Raw genomic sequence first — 15,065 nt, forward strand, 5'->3', positions numbered from 1 at the left:
CTTACAGCACTACCTGAATCGATTAACTCGTTGATACTCAAGGAGTTTCTCGTTCCAATCACGCTGGAAGTGTGGCGCATTATAAGTGGATTCGAAACCCCGTCAACCCTTTATTTCAAGAATGTTTCAAACCACCCTCCCCCGCCCGCTGATCACCCGAGGAACACGCCGTGCAACTGCAGGAATACGCAGCGCCATCAACACGGCACCAATGCCGGCATAGATAGCCCACTCACGCAGATCCGAACGCACGATCCACAGGAAATGCAGCAGCCCCAAGCCGAGAATCACATACACCAGCTTATGCAGCTTCTTCCACCGCGCACCCAGCCGGCGCTGGCTATACCGATTGGAGGTTACCGCCAGCGCCAACAACCCGAGGAAGCCAAGCGCCCCCACAATAATGTAGGGCCGCTTACGCAGCTCGACAGCGAACTGCCCCCAGTCCAGCCCGAGAATAAAGAAGAGGTAACAAAGGATGTGCAGCACGATGTAAGCAAAACACCACAACCCTAGTTGGCGGCGCACGACGATCCAGCCCGACCACCCTGTCAGCCGCTGCAGCGGCGTCATGCTCAAGGTCACCAGCAGGAACGTCAGCGCGCCCAACCCCAGCCGGTCCATCAGGATCTTCCCTGGGTCCGGCCCCAGCAGGTTCATCGCAGCCTCATACAACCACCAGAGTGGCAGCACACACCCCACTATAAAGATGGCCAGGCGCAACCAGGGATAGCGCATCAATAGTTCTTCCGCAGGTCGAGGCCGGCATACAGCGACGCCACTTCATCGGCGTAGCCGTTGAACATTTGCGTTGGCCGTACGTTGGGGCTGAACAGGCCACTTGGCAGGCGCCGCTCACGCGCTTGGGTCCACCTCGGGTGATCGACCTCGGGGTTCACGTTGGCATAGAAGCCATACTCATCTGGCGCCAGCCCCTCCCAGGTCGTTTGCGGGCGCTCGGCCACCAGGCTGATCCGCACGATCGACTTGATGCTCTTGAACCCGTACTTCCATGGCACCACCAAGCGCAACGGCGCGCCATTCTGGTTGGCCAGCTCGCGGCCATACATACCCACCGCCAGAATCGCCAACGGGTGCATGGCCTCATCCAGGCGCAGCCCTTCTCTATAAGGCCAGTCGATCAAGGCGAAGCCTGAGCGTTGCCCTGGCATATGCTGTGGGTCTTTCAATGTTTCGAAGCGCACGTAGCGCGCGTTGGATGTCGGTTCCACTTGCTTGAGTACTTGCGCCAGCGGGAAGCCAAGCCAGGGGATGACCATCGACCACGCCTCGACACAGCGCAACCGGTAGATGCGCTCTTCGAGCTGATAAGGTTTGACGAAGTCTTCCAGGGCATAGCGCCCGGGCTTGCCGACCTCGCCATCGATCACCACAGACCAAGGCTCGGTCTGCAAGCTGCCGCCATTGGCAGCCGGGTCACCCTTGTCGGGCCCGAACTCATAGAAGTTGTTGTAGTGGGTCGCGTCCTTGAAGGGCGTAATCGCCTCATCCTTGACCGTTACCGCCTGCCACCGCGTCGCCGCAAGCTTGTCACTGAACCAGGCGGGTGCAGCGCCCGCCTCGACATCGGCGTAGCGGCTGGCCTCGGCGGCATGCCCCAGGCTCGGCAGCGCACCCAGGGCAAGGCCCGCCAGCGAGCCACCTAGCACGGTGCGACGAGAAAGATAGAGACCTTCGGGCGTGATCTCCGACGCCTTGCACTCGGATGACCTGGGAAGCTTGATAAGCATGGGCGGCTCCATAGCACTGGATAACGGATGTACCAGTAAGACTATGGAGCCGGAGGGTTATTCCATCATTAAATCATTGTCACGACTTACGACGGCGAGACCGCAGCAAGAACTGGATCGGCCCCGAAGCCGCGTAGGCAAGGAAGATCAGCAGCAGGATGCGGGGCGGGTCGCTGAATACCACCGCGAACACCAGGACCACCGCCAGGATGGCCACGAACGGTACACGCCCTTTGAGGTCGAGCTCCTTGAAGCTGTTGTACTTGATGTTGCTGACCATCAACATGCCAGCCGCCGCTACCAGCAGCGCCACCAGGAACGACAGCTTGGAGCCCTGGATACCGTAGTCACTGAAGGCCCAGACGGTGCCCGCGACCACACCTGCAGCCGCCGGGCTGGCCAGGCCGATGAAGTAACGCTTGTCGGCGGTGCCCACCTGGGTATTGAAGCGCGCCAGGCGCAAAGCAGCGCCAGCCACATAGATGAAGGCAACCATCCAGCCGACCTTGCCCATGTCACCCAACGCCCAGCCAAAGGCCAGCAACGCCGGGGCAACACCAAAGGCGACCATGTCCGACAGCGAGTCGTACTCGGCCCCGAAGGCGCTCTGGGTATTGGTCATGCGAGCCACACGGCCGTCCAGGCCGTCGAGCACCATGGCGACGAAGATGGCGATGGCGGCAAAGGCGAAGTACTTGCTTGCCTCGCGCGGGTCGCCAGCACTCAACGCGCTCTGCGCGCTCATCGAGTTGATGATGGAGTAGAAGCCAGCGAACAGGTTGGCGGTGGTGAACAGGTTAGGAAGCAGATAGATGCCGCGATGCCGGACCTTGCGCCCTTCGGCGTCATGGCCCTCTTCAATGTGCTCATCGACAGGTAGCAGGCTTTCGGCGTCGGAGGGCTTGTTCGGCTCTTCGGGACGTTCGCTCATGTAGGGTACCTTGCAACAGGGTGGAATATGTTCGACACGGGCCTGCGAAACAGGTTCTGACGGCAGGCCACTGGTCTGCTTTATACCAGATGCCGGCTGCCTAAACGAAAAAACGCGGCCGAAGCCGCGTTTTTCATGTTGCAAGAAACTTAGTTCTTGGCTTTGTCGACGATCTTGTTCGCCGAGATCCAAGGCATCATCGAACGCAGTTGCTCGCCGATGATTTCGATGCCGTGGGCAGCGTTGTTACGACGCTTGGCGGTCATCGATGGGTAGTTGGTAGCACCTTCGGAGATGAACATCTTCGCGTACTCGCCGTCCTGGATGCGCTTCAGAGCGTTGCGCATGGCCTTGCGGGATTCTTCGTTGATGACTTCTGGGCCGGTGACGTACTCACCGTACTCGGCGTTGTTGGAGATCGAGTAGTTCATGTTGGCGATACCGCCTTCGTACATGAGGTCAACGATCAACTTCAGCTCGTGCAGGCACTCGAAGTAGGCCATTTCTGGCGCGTAGCCCGCTTCAACCAGGGTTTCGAAACCGGCTTTGACCAGCTCGACGGTACCGCCGCACAGAACAGCCTGCTCGCCGAACAGGTCGGTTTCAGTCTCGTCCTTGAAGGTGGTTTCGATGATGCCGGTACGGCCGCCACCCACGCCTGCGGCGTAGGACAGCGCAACGTTTTTGGCGTTGCCCGAAGCGTCTTGGTAGATAGCGATCAGGTCAGGGATGCCGCCGCCTTTGACGAACTCGGAGCGAACGGTGTGGCCCGGGGCTTTCGGCGCGATCATGATCACGTCGAGGTCGGCACGTGGCACGACTTGGTTGTAGTGGATCGAGAAGCCGTGGGAGAAGGCCAGGGTTGCGCCTTTCTTGATGTTCGGCTCGATCTCGTTCTTGTACAGAGTGCCTTGGAACTCGTCCGGAGTCAGGATCATGACCAGGTCGGCAGCAGCGACAGCGGTAGCCACGTCGGCCACTTTCAGGCCGTGGGCTTCTGCCTTGGCAACGGTGGCCGAGCCTTTACGCAGACCGACGGTAACGTCTACACCGGAGTCTTTCAGGTTGCACGCCTGGGCGTGGCCTTGGGAACCGTAACCGATGATGGCGACTTTCTTACCCTGGATGATGGAAAGGTCGCAGTCTTTATCGTAGAAAACTTTCATGAAAATACCCCTGGTTATATCTCGGCCCCTGCGGAGCCATCGCTAATTTTTGAATTTAGATGCTGAGCACTTTGTCGCCACGGGCAATGCCGGTGACGCCACTGCGCACGGTTTCGAGAATCGATGCGGTGCCGATGGCCTGGATGAAGCTGTCCAGTTTGTCGCTGGTGCCGCTCAGTTGCACGGTGTACACACTGGCGGTCACATCGACGATCTGGCCACGGAAAATGTCCGTGGTGCGCTTGATCTCGGCCCGCTGGGCTCCGGTGGCCTTGACCTTGACCAGCATCAGTTCACGCTCGATGTGAGCACTTTCCGACAGGTCGACAAGCTTTACCACTTCGACAAGCTTGTTCAGGTTCTTGGTGATCTGTTCGATCACTTCGTCATGGCCAACGGTGGTCAGCGTCAGACGCGACAAGGTCGGGTCTTCGGTCGGCGCCACGGTCAGGCTTTCAATGTTGTAGTTACGCTGGGAGAACAGGCCAACGACGCGAGACAAGGCACCGGGTTCGTTTTCCAGCAGCAAGGAAATGATGTGCCGCATATCAGGTACGCTCCGTCTTGCTCAGCCACATGTCACGCATCGAGCCATCCTTGATCTGCATCGGATAGACGTGCTCGGTACGGTCAACCGCGATGTCGATGAACACCAGACGGTCTTTCATCGCGAATGCCTCTTCCAGCTTCGGCTTGAGGTCTTTCAGGCTGGTGATGCGGATACCCACATGACCATAGGCCTCGGCCAGCTTGATGAAGTCAGGCAGCGACTCGACATAGGAGTGCGAGTGACGGCCGTTGTACGCCATGTCCTGCCACTGGCGGACCATGCCCAGCACACCGTTGTTCAGGTTGACGATTTTCACCGGCAGGCCGTACTGCATGCAGGTGGACAGTTCCTGGATGTTCATCTGGATACTGCCTTCGCCGGTCACGCACGCCACGTCCTGGTCCGGGAAGTTGAGCTTGACGCCCATCGCCGCCGGGAAACCGAAGCCCATGGTGCCCAGGCCACCGGAGTTGATCCAGCGGTTCGGCTTGTTGAAGCGGTAGTACTGCGCCGCGAACATCTGGTGCTGGCCCACGTCGGAGGTAACAAAGGCATCGCCTTTGGTCACTTCGCACAGGGTTTCGATCACGGTCTGCGGCTTGATGACGCTGCCATCACCTTTGTTGTAAGGGAACAGGTCGCCGTCGCCACGCCATTCATCGATCTGCTTCCACCAGGCTTCTGCGGCGGCCTTGTCAGGCTGCTCGCCGATTTCCTTGAGGATGCCGAGCATCTCGGTCAAGACGCTGTCGACTGGGCCAACGATAGGCACGTCGGCCTTGATCATCTTGGAAATCGACGCCGGGTCGATGTCGATGTGGATGATCTTGGCATTCGGGCAGAACTTGGCCGGGCCGTTGACCACACGGTCATCGAAACGCGCACCGACGGCAAAGATGACGTCCGCATTGTGCATGGCCATGTTGGCCGTGAAGCTGCCGTGCATGCCGAGCATGCCGAGGAACTGACGGTCAGTACCCGGGAAGCCACCCAGACCCATGAGGGTATTGGTAACCGGCAGGTTCAGCGATTTGGCGATTTCGGTCAGGGCTTCGGAGCCGCCACCCAGAATCACGCCGCCGCCGGCGTAAACGATCGGGCGCTTGGCAGCCAGCAGCATCTCGGCGGCCTTGCGGATCTGGCCGGAGTGGCCACGGACCGCCGGGCTGTAGGAGCGCAGCTTGACCTTCTTCGGGTAGACGTATTCGAACTTCTCGGCCGGGTTGGTCATATCTTTTGGAATGTCGACCACGACCGGGCCAGGACGGCCGGATTGCGCCAGGTAGAAGGCTTTTTTCAGAACTTCTGGGATCTCGGTGGCGTTTTTGATCATGAAGCTGTGCTTCACGATCGGCCGCGAGATGCCAATCATGTCGGTTTCCTGGAAGGCATCGGTACCCACCATGGTGCTAGGCACCTGGCCGGACAGAATGACCATCGGAATCGAATCCATGTAGGCGGTGGCAATGCCGGTAATGGCATTGGTCGCACCCGGGCCGGAGGTTACCAGCACCACACCGGCCTTGCCGGTGGCACGGGCGTAGCCGTCCGCCATATGGGTTGCAGCCTGTTCGTGACGAACCAGGATGTGTTCGACTTCCGGTTCCTTGAACAGGGCATCGTAAACATGAAGGAGAGCACCGCCAGGGTACCCGTAGATGTGCTTAACGCCTTCGTCACGCAAGAAGCGGACGACCATCTCAGCGCCAGATAAAAGCTCCACGTTGTTCACCTCTAAAACGCCAGAATACCGTCCCTAGTGGACGGGTCTTAATAGGTTTACTGCCAAGCAGAGCATGAGCGAACGTCAGCACTGACTGAGCAAGTATTGGGAGCGCCCCAGAGTGTTGCGGGGTTTTCCCACCCAGCGCGAGGTAACGCGTTGCGGGGTGTAACAGGTCGGCGCGGGTGTGCGCCTCATGATCTGCTTAGCGGGTCTGCTTCTGGCAGTCCCTCTACAGCGGAAGTTGGATTCTTGTGATTTGGCGGCTACAAGTCAAGAAAAATTATTGCCAATTTTTCCTCAAGATGAATTCCTGCCACCACTAAAAAGGATAGCAGCAGCAGAATTAAGAAGATTTCCATAAAAAAGGGCCACAATCTGCGGCCCTTGAAGGAAAAAGAGAAGAAATCAGGCTCCAGAAGCGATCAATTGATCGAACTCTGCTAGCAGGCGCCGTAGCTCGCGACTCTGCTCCGGGCGATCGGTGAACACCGTTTCAGCCATCACCAGGATGCCCGAGGCACTGGGCAGCGGGTGGCCAAGCTCGATGATGATCTTCATGCGGGGCAGGAAGATCCATTGCAGCCACTGCTCCAGGGTCATCGTATCGACCGCGAAGGGCACGGTGCTCTCCAGCGCTTCATCGCTGGGCGGCTCATCGTCCCACCAGCCTTGCACCTTCAACTCACGCTCGATCAGCAGCAGGTGGTCGGCGATGTCCAGAATGCGTTGCTCGATCATCAGGAATTCACTCGGGCCTTCTGCCGCGCCAGCGCCGCACCGGCACTGTCACCTTGCTTTTCACGGCACTGGGCAATGGTGTTCCACAGTTCGGCCTGCAGGTCGGGGCGGCCATTGGCGTAGGTCAGGGCGCGGCGAGCCAACTGCTCGGCCTGCGCTGCATCGCCCTGCGACAAGCGCACCTGGGCCAGGCGGAACAGCACTTGCGGCTCGCGCGGGGCGATACGCTGGGCACGCTCCAGGCTAGACGAGGCACCGTTGAAATCACCACCGACCTGCTGTTGCTGGGCAGTGGTCAACAGCGCCAGTACAGGCCCATCCAGCTGCTCGTCGGCCGACAGGCCGCCAGATGCGCCACCGCTGCGCGGAATGCCGGTCGGCGCACTGCTGGCTTTCGGCGTGCTGTTCATCGAGGCGATATCGAACGGCTCGTCGGCGATCGGGTTCGGGTTGGTGGTCATCGGCCCGGTCGAGATCGGGCCCGGGGTAATCGGCGCGGTGCTGATCGGCGCCGCCCCATTACCGGCCGGGAACGTCTGGATGCTCGAGGCACCGGCGCCCTGCGGGATCATCACCGTCACGCCCGAATCCTCAGGCAGCGACTGCGCTTGTGAGGTGCCGCTGTTCATGCCAGCCGCCGAGCGGTTGGCCGTTACGCGTTCACTGTTGGACACGCGGGTGCTCGAGTCGACCACCGGGATATTGCCACGCTGGACGCTGGAGCAACCCTGGAGCACAACCAACGCCGTCAAGGCAGGAAACAGCCACTTATTCACTTCACACCTCATCAATGCAGCTCGTGCTTAATTCATCCAGCCTTTGACCCAGTCCATGACCGATTCTGCCGGATTCTGCTCACCGCCACAGGCTGCGCCGGCGGGCGGTTCGCTTCCGCGAATATACGGCATCTGCACGGCTCCCGGACAGCTACCGTCAGAGCCTTGGCCGCTGTACGGGTCGATCCAGGCTTGCACGACGTTGTCCGGTTGCGGCATGTCCAGCGGCAGCGGGTCGGCCTTCTTCATGAAGCTGGTCCAGACCTGCAGGGCGCCGGTGGCACCGGTGAACGGCGTCTTGCCGTTATCGTCGCGGCCCATCCACACCACGGCCAGCAGGTCCTGGCTGAAGCCGGAGAACCAGCTGTCGCGCGAGTCGTTACTGGTACCGGTCTTGCCGGCCAGGGTCAGCGAACGCGGCAACACGTTGTACACCGAACGGCCGGTACCTTCGCGCATCACCCGCTGCATGGCGTTCTGCACCAGGTAGATGGACCCTGGGTCGAAGGTCTGTTGGATCTGGAACGGGTAGCGCTTGAGCGGCTCACCCTCGGCCGTCAACACGCTGCGGATACCGCGCATCGGCGTGTTGAAGCCACCATTGGCAATGGTCTGGTACATGGTCGCGACCTGCATCGGCGACATGCCACCTGCCCCCAGCAGCATCGCTGGGAAGGCTGGCCAGTCGACATTCACCCCCAGCCGACCGATGGTCTTGATCACGTTGGGCACCCCCACTTCCAGGCCGAGCTTGGCGGTCGACAGGTTGTAGGAGTTGGCCAGGCCTTGATACAGGTAAATGGTGCCATGCGGACGACGGTCGTAGTTCTGCGGGCGCCAGATCTGGCCGTTGGCGCCTTTGACCGAGAACGGCTCGTCCTGCACCCAACTGGTCAGGGTGTACTTGCTCGGCTGTTCCAGCGCGGTCAGGTACACCGCCGGCTTGACCAGCGAGCCAATCGGCCGCACCGCGTCGATGGCCCGGTTGAAGCCGGCAAAGCCCGACTGGCGGCTGCCGATCAGCGCTTGCACCTCGCCGGTTTCCGGGTTGGTCACGACCATCGCCGACTCGACCTCGTCAGCGCCCTTGCGCCCGGCCAGGCGCTTGAACGTCTCGTTCATGGAGGTTTCGGCCTTCATCTGCAGGATCGGGTCGAAACTGGTGAAGATGCGCAGGCCTTCTTCGGTCAAGTCTTCGTCGCGGTAGTCTTGGCGCAACTGGCGTTTGACCAAGTCGAGGAAGGCTGGGAACGAGCTGTCCGCCAGGCTGCCGCGCTTGGTCACACCCAATGGCATCTTCTTCGCTGCCTCGATCACGTCCTTGCTCGCCACGCCCTGCTCGGCCAGCAGGTCGAGCACCAGGTTACGGCGGGCCAGGGCGCGGTCAGGATAACGCCGCGGGTTGTAGTAGGACGGCCCCTTGACCATGCCCACCAGCAAGGCGATTTGGTGCAGCTTGAGCTCCGACAGCGGCTGGCTGAAGAAGAACTGGCTGGCCAGGCCGAAACCATGCACCGCGCGTTGGCCGTCCTGGCCGACGAATACCTCGTTGAGGTAGGCCTCGAGGATTTCACGCTTGTCGTAATGCAGCTCCAGCAGCACAGCCATCATGGCCTCGGTCAGCTTGCGGCTGAGGCTGCGTTCGCTGGTGAGGTAGAAGTTCTTCACCAACTGCTGGGTCAGGGTACTGCCGCCTTGGCGCATGGAGCCGGCCGAGGTGTTGACCCACACGGCACGGGCGATGGACTTGGGCGACACGCCAAAGTGGCTATAGAAGTCGCGGTCTTCGGTCGCGACCAGGGTCTCGAGCAGGTACGGTGGCACCTGATCGATTTTGATCAGGATCCGGTCCTCGAGGTTTTTCGGGTAGATACCGCCGATCATCAGCGGTTCCAGGCGTACCACGTCGAGCTTGCCGCCATTGGCACCGGCCAGCCCCGCCACGTAATCGCCAGAGAAGCGCACGCGGACGAACTGCGCGGGTTCCATCCCCTCGTAGAACTGGAAGCCACGAGTGTTGAGGTCGACGGTATTACCGTTGACCGCGGCCGCACCTGGGCCATTGGCCGCGCTTTCACGGCGATAGCCCAGGGCATCGAGTTCGGTGAGGAAGTCGTTCTTGCTCAGCTTCTGGCCGACGAACAGCTCCAGTGGCCGGGCGTATACCTTGGCCGGGATGGTCCAACGCTTGCCAGAGAACTTCTCCTGGACGACAGCATCGAGGTAAACCGCGAAGCCGGCGAGGATCACCAGGCCGACCAGGCTGAGCTTCAAAGCCCAGCCCAGCCAGGCGCGAGAGCGGCCGGTCGGGCGTTTCTGAGGGGTACGAGCGTTTCGAGTTCGAGTCATGGCGGCGGATTATACGCACTTTGTAAAGGCTGGGCAGGCGCCCTCAGCGGTATGCAGGGACGGCACCATTGACCATAATGGCGCATTCGAATTCCCTGCCCCCGGAAGGATTTCCCGTGAGCCAAGCTCTTATCACTGCGTTGCAGAACCCAGCCCTCTACCCTCACCCCGTGGATGGGTTCCAACTCATCGAGACGCATATCTCCTGGGTCCTGCTCACTGGCGAGTACGCCTACAAGGTCAAGAAACCGATGAACTTCGGCTTCCTCGACTTCACCCAGCTGGATCAGCGCGAGCATTTCTGTAACGAAGAATTGCGCCTGAACCAGCGCCTGACCGACGGCCTGTACCTCGACGTGTTGCCGATCACCGGTAGCGCCGAAGCGCCGCAAATCGGCGGTGAGGGTGTAGCAATCGAATACGCCCTGAAAATGCGCCAGTTCCCCCAGGGGCAGATGCTCAGCACCCTGCAAGCCAACGGCGAGCTCAACGCCGAGCACATCGACCAGATGGCCCGGCAGATCGCCGAGTTCCATCTGCAGACCCCCAAGGTTCCGGCAGCGCAACCTTATGGCTCGCCTGAAAGCGTGATGGCCCCGGTGGAGCAGAACTTCGAGCAGATCCGTCCGTTCCTCAGCGACAAGGCCGACCTCCTGCAACTGGATAACCTCCAGGCATGGGCACGCAGCAGTTTCGAGCGCCTCAAAGGCCTGTTCGAAGCGCGCAAAGCCAACGGTTTCACCCGCGAATGCCACGGTGACATTCACCTGGGTAACGCCACCCTGATCGACGGCAAGGTGGTGATCTTCGACTGCATCGAGTTCAACGAGCCGTTCCGCATGACCGATGTCTGGGCCGATACCGGCTTCCTGGCCATGGACCTGGAAGACCGCGGCCTCAAGTGCCTGGCGCACCGCTTCGTCAGCCAGTACCTGGAGCTGACCGGCGACTACGAGGGCCTGGAAGTGCTCAACTTCTACAAGGCCTACCGCGCCCTGGTACGCGCCAAGGTCGCCCTGTTCAGCATGCCCGCCAATGCCGATGGCGTGCAGCGCGCCACCACCCTGCGCACCTACCGCAACTATGCCAACCTGGCAGAAAGCTACAGCGCCATCCCTTCGCGCCTGCTGGCCATCACCCACGGCGTCTCTGCGGTGGGCAAGAGCCACGTGGCGATGCGCCTGGTCGAAGCCCTGGGCGCCGTGCGTGTGCGTTCGGACGTAGAGCGCAAGCGCCTGTTCGGCGAGCAGCAGGCAACGCTCTCTGGGCAGCAGGATGCCGGCATCTATGACCAGGATGCCAGCGCCGCGACCTATCAGCGCCTGCACGATCTGGCCGGCACCATCCTGCGCGCCGGTTTCCCGGTGGTGCTCGATGCCACCTACCTGAAACATGCTCAACGCCAAGCGGCGGCAGAGGTCGCCAGCGCGACCGGCGTGCCGTTCCTGGTCCTCGACTGCCAAGCCCCGGAGGCGGTGATCGCCAGTTGGCTGGCGCAGCGCCAGGCGGAAAAAACCGACCCGTCGGACGCTACCCTAGAGGTGGTCAAGGCTCAGCAGGCCAGCCGTGAGCCGCTGGATGCCACAGAACTGCAGCACGCCACCCGTGTCGATACGCAGGAAAGCGCCAGCATGGACCAGGTGATCGACCAGATCCGCCAGCGCTTGCCGGGCCTGTAAGGTCAGCATTGCAGCTTATCGCCGGCAAGCCGGCTCCCACAGGAGTTCCACAAGCCTCAAGGGCAGTGGTGTCCCTGTGGGAGCTGGCTTGCCGGCGATAGGGCCGTAAAAGGCGGCTCCCCTCCCCAATCGTCGCACCCGATGGCAAAAGGCCGCGCATTTTCCAACCCCCGCTACACTCCTCTCTGACCTGCTCGCGATTTATCCCCCAACACCCGTTCAGCCATCGCAAGGAGGCTCGATGAACGATGAATTGCAGCATCTGAAGAATCTTGGCAAGACTTCTGCGCAATGGTTGCATGCGGCCGGCATCCACAGCGCGTCGGATTTGCGCCGGCTCGGTGCGGTGGGTGCGTACCAAGCTGTGAAAACGCGAGGGTTCCGGGCCTCCAAAGTGCTGTTGTACGCCATTGAAGGTGCCTTGCTCGACATGCACTGGAACGATTTGCCGACCGAACGCAAGGAAGCGCTCAATCAACAGTTGGACGCGAAGAACCCTGCGCAAAAAAACGCGAAATAAACCGACGAAGGGGATTGACTCCGAAATGAGAATCGTTATGATTATCACAACTGGTCGCGAGACTGGTTGGATAAACTGAAAGCCCCTGGTTCGGACTCTCAGATTATCTCCTCATCAGGCTAATCACGGTTATTGACCCGGCTCTTTGCCGGGTCTTTTTTTGCCTGACGGTTCTGCACCGCGTGCGCGGTGACAACGCCGATACCCGTAACGTTACTTGCGCAGTTGAGCGCAGTAGTCCTGCTCCGGCATCGCCGCCGTGTACCACACATAATCGGCCATGCCCGCCTCGGCTTCCTCGCCGACCTCGGCCAACAACACGACCACGCTACGGCCCTGCGCGCCCAGGTCAACCAAGTGCAATGGCACACCCAGGTCCTTGCGGACGTGGTATGCGCCAGCCAATAGCAGGGCTGGCTGCGGCGCCTTCAGCAACTGCTCTGCCATCTGCCGGTCGCGCTGCTGTTGAACGGCAAGCATGGCCGGCAATTGGCTTTCCGGCAGCAAGCCGCAGTGCCCGGCACGCACCTGTTCAAGCAACGCGGCCTTGACCCTAGGCGCATTGGACTGTGCGCCCGGTAACGAAGCCGGGTGCCGATAGGCGTGGCGCATCTGCCCAGGTGAAAGGTTGGCGGCCAGCAGCGGGATGCCGCGCTGCAAGGCCTGCGTGACCAACGGCCCGTACAACTGCCAGTCCCAGCCTTCTTCCCACGCTAACGCCTTGGGCAAGTCCGCGGGCAACGGTGGCTGAGCCTCAAGTTTGTCGACCAGCGGCTGCTGCTCAGGCTGCAGCATCTCCATCAACAGGCTGCCCTGAGCGCGCCGGCCCTGCAGGGCCTGCAACAACCACAACTGCAGTGCGTGGTGGTCAGGGTTGTCGTGCTTCTCCCCTACCAACACACGCGGGGCAGCGGCCAGCTGCGTGACCAGTTGTTCCGGGCTGATGAGCTGGCCGCTGGCCAGATCCTTGATGTGCCCCAACTGCGCGTGTTCGCGCCCTTCAGTACTCTGCCAGCCCGGTAACGGCGGCAGGCTGGCCTGGCATCCGCCCAGCGCCAGCACCAGGCACAGCGATAAACCGGACAGCAGTGGATGGCGCATCGGCAATGCCTCCTAGCGGGTGATGATCAGCGGGTGGCCACGCTCCGGGTGAGCCTGTACCAGCACATCGATACCGAACACCGCCTTCAATGCCCCAGGCGTCAGCACTTCGTCGGGGGAGGCCAAGGCATGACAGCGGCCCTGCTCAAGCAACAGGATACGGTCACAGTAGCGTGCGGCCAGGTTCAGGTCATGCAGGATCACCAGCACCGCAGCGCCTCGGTCGGCAAAGCGGCGCACCGCTTGCAGGGTCGTGTGCTGATGGAGTGGGTCGAGCATCGACGTCGGCTCATCAAGCAACAGCGTAGTCCCCTGCTCACCTGGCCACAGCTGGGCCAGCACGCGCGCCAGGTGCACCCGCTGCCGCTCACCGCCCGACAGCGCCAGGTAGCTGCGCCCCTGCAGGTGCCAGGCATCCGCGGCACGCAAGGCTGCTTCGACGATCTCGGCGTCGCGCACCTGGCCACTGCCATGCGGCATCCGCCCCATGCCCACCACTTCCTCGACCCTGAACGAGAAGCCCAGGCTGGACACTTGCGGCAACACCGCCAGGCGCCTGGCCCGCTCCTGACCAGCCCAATCGGCCAACGGCCGGCCCTGCAAGGTCACATGCCCCTGGCCGGGCGCCAGCTCGCCGCACAGCACCCCCAGCAAGCTGCTCTTGCCCGCGCCGTTGGGGCCGAGCACGCCCACCACCCGCCCTGGGGCCAATTGCAGGTGGATGTCGTGGAGTACCTCGTTGCTTCCCCGCCGCAGGTGCAGGCCCTCGACTTGCAACATCAGCTGCGCCCTCGCATCAGCAGAAACAGGAAAAACGGCGCACCGATAAACGCAGTGACAATGCCGATCGGCAGTTCGGCTGGCGCCAGCACCAGCCGTGCCGCCAGGTCGGCAAACAGCATCAGTACGCCGCCCGCCAACAGCGAGGCCGGCAACACCACGCGGTGATCGGGCCCTGCCAGCAAGCGCACCAAGTGCGGCACCACCAGCCCGATGAAGCCGATCAGCCCCGCCGCCGCCACCGCCGCGCCGACACCCAGCGCGGTACAGAACACCAATTCGCGCTTGAGCCGCTCTACCTCGATACCCAGGTGCCGCGCCTCCGACTCCCCCAGCAGCAAGGCATTCAGCGCCCGGGCGCGCCGCGGCAACCACAGCGCCACGCCGGTAGCCACCATCAACAGCGGCCACAGCCGCTCGTAACTGGCACCGTTGAGGCTGCCCAGGTTCCAGAACGTCAGGGTGCGCAAGGTGGCGTCATCGGCCAGGTAGGAGAACATCCCCACCGCCGCGCCGCCCAGCGCGGTCATGGCCACGCCGGCCAACAGCATCGTGGCGACATTGGTCTGGCCGTCGCGCCGCCCCAGGCGATAGACCAGCGCGGTCACCCCAAGCCCGCCGATGAAGGCGCACAGCGACAGCAGATAAGGCGCCAGCACCTCCGGCATTCCGCCAAACCAGCTGCCGCCGACAATGGCCACTGCAGCGCCCATTGCCGCCCCGGCGGCGACGCCTACCAGCCCTGGGTCGGCCAACGGGTTGCGGAACAGCCCCTGCATGGCCACGCCGGACAGCGCCAGCACCGCCCCCACCGCCAGCCCCAGCAAGGTGCGCGGCAGGCGAATCTGGCCGAGGATCATTTCCGCCTGCTGCAGGCCATCACCGGCGATCGGCAGCCCCAACAAGCGCAGCCCAGCGCGCAAGGTATCGAACAGCGGCAGGCTGACCGGCCCCAGGGCCAGGGACAGCCACACCGCCAACAGGCACAGCAAGCTCAG

At 61.9% G+C, this 15,065-nt stretch carries 14 protein-coding genes; 2 read left to right on the plus strand and 12 right to left on the minus strand.

All coding sequences use genetic code 11. The features are described 5' to 3' along the window. Positions 1-126 precede the first annotated feature (126 nt). The 9 genes from msrQ to mrcB all read right to left on the minus strand — a co-directional run bounded on the left by msrQ (position 127) and on the right by mrcB (position 9,987). Positions 127-738 carry a protein-methionine-sulfoxide reductase heme-binding subunit MsrQ gene (msrQ, locus tag MFF34_RS16335; protein ID WP_238215277.1) on the minus strand — a complete coding sequence of 204 codons (612 nt, stop codon included), beginning with the start codon at positions 736-738 and terminating at the stop codon, positions 127-129. Next, entirely contained in the window at positions 738-1,751 is a 1,014-nt protein-coding gene (gene msrP / locus MFF34_RS16340; RefSeq protein ID WP_238215285.1) for a protein-methionine-sulfoxide reductase catalytic subunit MsrP, read from the minus strand. Before msrP ends, msrQ begins: the two co-directional genes overlap by 1 nt. A 79-nt stretch (positions 1,752-1,830) precedes the next feature. Beyond that, positions 1,831-2,682 carry a CDP-diacylglycerol--serine O-phosphatidyltransferase gene (pssA, locus tag MFF34_RS16345; protein ID WP_027594991.1) on the minus strand — a complete coding sequence of 284 codons (852 nt, stop codon included), beginning with the start codon at positions 2,680-2,682 and terminating at the stop codon, positions 1,831-1,833. A gap of 149 nt (positions 2,683-2,831) precedes the next feature. Beyond that, positions 2,832-3,848, minus strand: coding sequence for a ketol-acid reductoisomerase (ilvC, locus tag MFF34_RS16350; RefSeq protein ID WP_099455328.1), 1,017 nt, complete (start codon positions 3,846-3,848; stop codon positions 2,832-2,834). A 55-nt stretch (positions 3,849-3,903) separates the two neighbouring features. After that, positions 3,904-4,395, minus strand: coding sequence for an acetolactate synthase small subunit (gene ilvN / locus MFF34_RS16355; protein WP_003250040.1), 492 nt, complete (start codon positions 4,393-4,395; stop codon positions 3,904-3,906). A gap of 1 nt (position 4,396) precedes the next feature. Beyond that, positions 4,397-6,121 carry an acetolactate synthase 3 large subunit gene (locus MFF34_RS16360; RefSeq protein ID WP_027594993.1) on the minus strand — a complete coding sequence of 575 codons (1,725 nt, stop codon included), beginning with the start codon at positions 6,119-6,121 and terminating at the stop codon, positions 4,397-4,399. 408 nt (positions 6,122-6,529) lie between these two features. After that, complete coding sequence (locus MFF34_RS16365; RefSeq protein WP_027594994.1) at positions 6,530-6,862, minus strand: YqcC family protein; 333 nt, start codon at positions 6,860-6,862, stop codon at positions 6,530-6,532. Then, positions 6,862-7,650, minus strand: coding sequence for a tetratricopeptide repeat protein (locus tag MFF34_RS16370; RefSeq protein WP_283236622.1), 789 nt, complete (start codon positions 7,648-7,650; stop codon positions 6,862-6,864). Before MFF34_RS16370 ends, MFF34_RS16365 begins: the two co-directional genes overlap by 1 nt. A 15-nt stretch (positions 7,651-7,665) precedes the next feature. Further along, entirely contained in the window at positions 7,666-9,987 is a 2,322-nt protein-coding gene (mrcB, locus tag MFF34_RS16375; protein WP_027594996.1) for a penicillin-binding protein 1B, read from the minus strand. Positions 9,988-10,103: 116 nt separating this feature from the next. Between mrcB and MFF34_RS16380 the strand changes: the two genes are divergently transcribed. Together MFF34_RS16380 and MFF34_RS16385 are read left to right on the plus strand one after the other, a co-directional pair. Beyond that, on the plus strand, positions 10,104-11,666 hold the full coding sequence (locus tag MFF34_RS16380; RefSeq protein ID WP_027594997.1) for a bifunctional aminoglycoside phosphotransferase/ATP-binding protein: 1,563 nt from the start codon (positions 10,104-10,106) through the stop codon (positions 11,664-11,666). A 241-nt stretch (positions 11,667-11,907) separates the two neighbouring features. Then, positions 11,908-12,186 (plus strand): TfoX/Sxy family protein, encoded by a 279-nt coding sequence (locus MFF34_RS16385; protein ID WP_027594998.1) that lies wholly within the window; start codon positions 11,908-11,910, stop codon positions 12,184-12,186. Positions 12,187-12,399: 213 nt separating this feature from the next. Here MFF34_RS16385 and MFF34_RS16390 read toward each other — a convergent pair whose 3' ends face one another. The 3 genes from MFF34_RS16390 to MFF34_RS16400 are packed head-to-tail and all read right to left on the minus strand — an operon-like array spanning position 12,400 to position 15,050. After that, entirely contained in the window at positions 12,400-13,287 is an 888-nt protein-coding gene (locus MFF34_RS16390; RefSeq protein ID WP_238215288.1) for a ChaN family lipoprotein, read from the minus strand. Positions 13,288-13,299: 12 nt separating this feature from the next. Then, entirely contained in the window at positions 13,300-14,067 is a 768-nt protein-coding gene (locus tag MFF34_RS16395; RefSeq protein ID WP_238215290.1) for a heme ABC transporter ATP-binding protein, read from the minus strand. Beyond that, positions 14,067-15,050, minus strand: coding sequence for an iron ABC transporter permease (locus MFF34_RS16400; RefSeq protein WP_238215363.1), 984 nt, complete (start codon positions 15,048-15,050; stop codon positions 14,067-14,069). The genes MFF34_RS16395 and MFF34_RS16400 overlap by 1 nt, the downstream gene beginning before the upstream one ends. Positions 15,051-15,065: the final 15 nt, after the last annotated feature.

The organism is Pseudomonas sp. PAGU 2196 (genome assembly GCF_022179005.1).
GTDB lineage: Bacteria > Pseudomonadota > Gammaproteobacteria > Pseudomonadales > Pseudomonadaceae > Aquipseudomonas > Aquipseudomonas kermanshahensis.